This is a genomic window from Granulicatella sp. zg-ZJ, from assembly GCF_010892355.1.
Taxonomy (GTDB): Bacteria; Bacillota; Bacilli; order Lactobacillales; family Aerococcaceae; genus WM01.
In genome coordinates, this window is sequence record NZ_WNJY01000049.1 from 1 (window position 1) to 4,740 (window position 4,740).

Genomic DNA, 4,740 nt, shown 5'->3' on the forward strand with positions numbered 1-4,740 from the left:
CATCGATGGCTTCTTTTGCCGTATCTGCTGCTTGTTTAGCGGCTTTTTTCGCATCGTCTCTTTCTGTTTCTGTTAATTCTTTGTTGTTGAATTTCTCGTCGATTGCGGTATCTTTAGCGGCTTTGGCTCTTTCGATGACTCCTAAAGCTTCTGCTCTTTCTTTTTCTAATTCAATTGCTTTTAATCCAGCGTTTTTTGCAGCATTTATTCTATTTTCATCGGTTGCAGCTTCTATTGCTTTTATTGCTGTATCTATCACTACTCTTACTTTTTCTTTTGCTTTTTCTTTTTCCTCTAATGACAAGTTTGCATTATCATCAATATCTGTATTTACTTTTTGTTGTTTTTCTGCTAAGGCTTGTACTGCCGTTTCTTTATCTAGGTAATTTAGAGTTACTATAACCTCTTTTTCTAAACCACTTGGTGTTATTGCTTTAAATCTGATAGTATTTCCTTTTCCTTTAAATAATCCAATATTATCAACAGAAGCATTAGTTCCTTGATATTCCTCAGCTATAAACTTATATTTTTGTAAAAGTTCTTTGTTTTCTTCAGTTCCAAGAGATCTTCTATTAGGATTTCCATTAGAATCTTTCCCAACTGTTTTAATCGTAAAATTAGGGAACTTTATTTTTTTCATAACTTCAGCTATAACTAAATCATCATTATCCTCATTCCCCGAAGAATATGGTCTATTAAGTGTTATTGCCTCTGGTAGATAAGCACCATAAAGTTTAAAGTCATCACCAGTTATAAAAAGTCCATAGCTATGTATAGGATCGTTTTTAGGATCAGGTACTTTTACATATTTAGTCCATACTAAAGTGTCTGTTTTAGGATCAAGCAACTTAGTTCCTTGTTTCACAACAAATTTCTTTTCATCATTCACCCCCCAATTAAGAACGATACCAGAAGTAGTAAGATTCCATGATGTTCTATATCCCGGATCTGCTACGTATATATCAGAGAACTCTCCCGTAGTAGTTGCAATTTCAACATCTTTAGAAAATGAGGTATTTGACCAAAAGTATACATCTTTAGGTTCACCAACATAGATTGTTGCAACTTTCAATGATTCTATGCCATTTTGTTTTGCTGTGTCAACTGCTGAATCTGTTATTGCATTGTTTATTGCATTTATTGCGTTTGTTGATGCGGTCGTTATTTTTCTTTTTGCTACATTTTTTTCTTCTTCGGTTAGACTAGAAACATTAATTTCTGCTTCTTTTTCTGCTTTTACTCTGTTAATTTCCTCAACTGCACTTGGTTTTTTGGTTGGTGTACCTTGTGCAGCAATTTCTGATATCCCCGTTTGTTTTGGAGTGTCTATTTCACTTTGATTTTTAGCTTTTTCTATTGCATCTTTTGCTTTATTTGCTGCTTTTTCTGTTTCTGCTTTTGCCGTTGTTTTTTCTTCATCTGTTAGTTGTGTATTCGCATCTATTTGTTCATCTTTTGCTTTTTTAGCATCATCTATTTCTTTTTTTGCTTTTTCTTTATCTATTAAATTTAAAGTTACATATACATATTTAGATACACCAGATACAAAGCGATTATTTTCTTCATCGCTTTCTATCGTCAATAAATATTTAAGTAAAATTCCATTACCTCTTAAATTTTTAATTTGAGGATTATCAATTTTCTCACCATTTTTATTATATACTTCTTCCAATGATGCACTAATATTGTTTCCAGAGACATAGGCATTTCTAGGAAAAGTAATATGTTTAACAATATCATCCGAAACTTCAAATTTTTCGACTTTCTCTTTATCATACTCAAGAGTCATGTTATCTGGTGCATAAACACCCGAAATAACAAATGGATTACTAACACCAAGCCCGTCACCCTCACTAATTGGTATATTAGACGCTTTAACAACCTTAGTATACATAGGTGTATTAACTTTATCAGTTTTAAAAAGACTACCTGCCTTTAGAACAAAATATCCATCATCATTAATTCCTGTATCAACAATAGCATCTGCTGGAAATCCTGCTTGCAGATGTTTTCTTTCATTTTCAGCCAAGTATATTTTAGGTATATTCCCTGTCGGGCGTGCGATTACAATATCACTATCTGTTGATGTATTTGTCCACACAACTATATTATCAGCCTTTCCAACATTGACTGGTTGCGAGCTTGGAGTTGACGGAGAAGGTGTTGGACTTGGATTTGATGATGGTACATAAGGTTTTAAAAAAGCACGAGCATAGTTTTGATTTGACGTTGCTGGTACTTGGTTAGACTTAAGTCCGGCTGCAATAGCAAGGTCATTAACACTATTTACAGTAAAGCCTTGTTTAACTCTGGCGGTATAATTAAGATAATACTCTTTTCTATCTTGTTCTGTTTCAAATGAAAGGATTCCATAAGTTCTATCTCTAATATTTCTCCAAATATTTCTTTCATTCTGCGTTGTATTTCTACTATTATCAATATGCCAACCAATTAAATCTATCCAACGTTCATTAAAGTTTCTATCTGTTCTATTACCTATGTTACTAGCATTACCACCATTTCCATTTCTTGAATAAACCCTAGTATTTCGTTTTTCATTACCCACATGATCTGAGCGATTTTCTGCCCAATCTGTTTCTGAACTATAATTATACAAATTACCATCTTGGGAACCAAAGTCAATATTAGTAACTTCTAGTCCTTTAGGAATTGTTACATAATAGAAAGGTGTTTTCCAATTATCATGAGAACCATTAAATTTTACACGTACATTTACTAAACCATTTATTAATTCAAGTCTCTCAATTGTAGCTCCACCCATTGCCACACTAACGTCATTACCTTCTCTAGATGTCCAACCATAGCTCCCATTTAATGTATTTAATCCTGATATCATTGCCCCATCACGAAAGCTGAACCCTTCAGGAAGTGATAGATCCTTACGATTGAAACTTTGAAATGTTTTAGAAGTCGTTAAAGCTTTTTGTTGCTCAGGTGATAAACTCGCTATGTCTTCATCCGTGAGTTTTAAGACTTCAAAATCTTCAACAGTTAATGCCTTAATATCTTCTAGTGTCATTTTTTTGAAATCTTCAAAAGTGATTGTTTTTGTTACTTGTACAGCATCTGGTAGTTTCACTATGTCTTTATCAGACTCCGAATCAACACTCGTACTTGAAAACTCTGCTAATCGTTCTACATACTCACCTTTATGCGCAAAAACTTGCGGACTCGCTAAAAGGAAAGAGCCTAAAAACACCGACCCTACTCCTATCTTGAATTTACGTATTGAAAATCGATCTTTTCTTTTATAAAACATTATTTTTCTCCTTTTATAAATCTTTCATATTCAAATCTATTTCTTTTCTTCTTTTCGTCGCCTATCTGCATGTCTCCAATAGCGCCTTCTACAAACCGGACTACAAAACACCGTTCTACGATCTAACACACCTTGGATTGTAATCACTTCCTTGCCACATCTTTTACAAGTAAATGCCCTACTTTCATATGTTAAATTAGTTTCTTGTTCTTTCATTTTTCATTATGCTTCTTTCTTCGTTTTATCAACCTCAATTATTGGATTTTTTCTTAACGTTCCAAAAGTATATCTTATGTTTGATATATTGATTTGACATACTACATGAATACTATTTTTCATCTTCCTTCTTTATTTATTTCAACAATACTAGACATCGCTCAAATAACACATATACAACAATCAAAATATCTACATAGACTATTTCCATAAATACTTGATAAATTACCTAAAACAACGAAAAAATCATCCTTTAATTTTTTATGTATCAAGAATAATTATCATTCATACATCAAAAGATCAAATACTACATATCACGTCTCCTTTCTTACTGTATCATCTGTTTTTGATACTTACTTAACTAAACCTTTTTGTACCTAATACCCTAAAAACCAAATCTATCTAATCAAAATAGATTTTATTTCCTGATTACAAATCAACCAACTTTCTTTTTCGAAACTATTATTTCACTCCTTCCTAGTCTATAACAGTAATAACATTATAAATCCCCCCCCCGAAAAATCAAGCCTTTTATCACAATTTTTCATTATATATTTCTATTTTTTACATTTTTGTCATGCCTGTATTATCTACTAACAATAATCTGTTTAAAATAATAGATTTGATACTCAAAAAAACTTGGAATCAACTCAGTTAAAGTGTTGATTCCAAGCTTTTTTAGGCTCTATAATAAATCGTGTTGGTGGGAATAATCCACCAACACGATCAGACTGTTGACAATAGCGATAAAAAATCCAACGTATTTCTCCAGTTTTGAAAAATACGTTGGATTTTACATTTAAAAATGATAAATAAAAAACTATATTGTAAAAAATGGCTATCTCTCGTGAGTAGAATTGCCATTTTTTTCATGTTTTGGGCAGCACAAGATAACCAAGTGTACTGCTGCATCTTGGCTACTCCTCTATATTGTGCAAACCGATACCCATGATTTTGTTTAGAGTCTGCAAAGCTACGCTCAATCGTTTCTTTCCGTCGTTTATATAGTGCTTTCCCAAACGTAGATAATCGACGCTCACGACATCTATCGTATACATCAGCATCTATCGCTCGACGTAGTATCCGTTTATTACTGTTATCGCTTATACGATACTGCTTATATCCTTGTCTATCAATGTTTCTGTAGGTGTAAATTTCTCCCGTACGTGTATCCGTAAAACAATCTCTAGATGAATCATATCGAAAAAACTTATGGTCAGGATTGCGATGAAAACGTCTATACC

At 32.7% G+C, this 4,740-nt stretch carries 2 protein-coding genes; both read right to left on the minus strand.

From position 1 onward, the window contains the following. A partial coding sequence (locus GMA11_RS08940) for a DUF1542 domain-containing protein (RefSeq protein WP_163546797.1) occupies positions 1–3,280 on the minus strand: 3,280 nt, incomplete at its 3' end. 942 nt (positions 3,281–4,222) lie between these two features. Next, a partial coding sequence (locus GMA11_RS08945) for a transposase (RefSeq protein WP_205422932.1) occupies positions 4,223–4,740 on the minus strand: 518 nt, incomplete at its 5' end.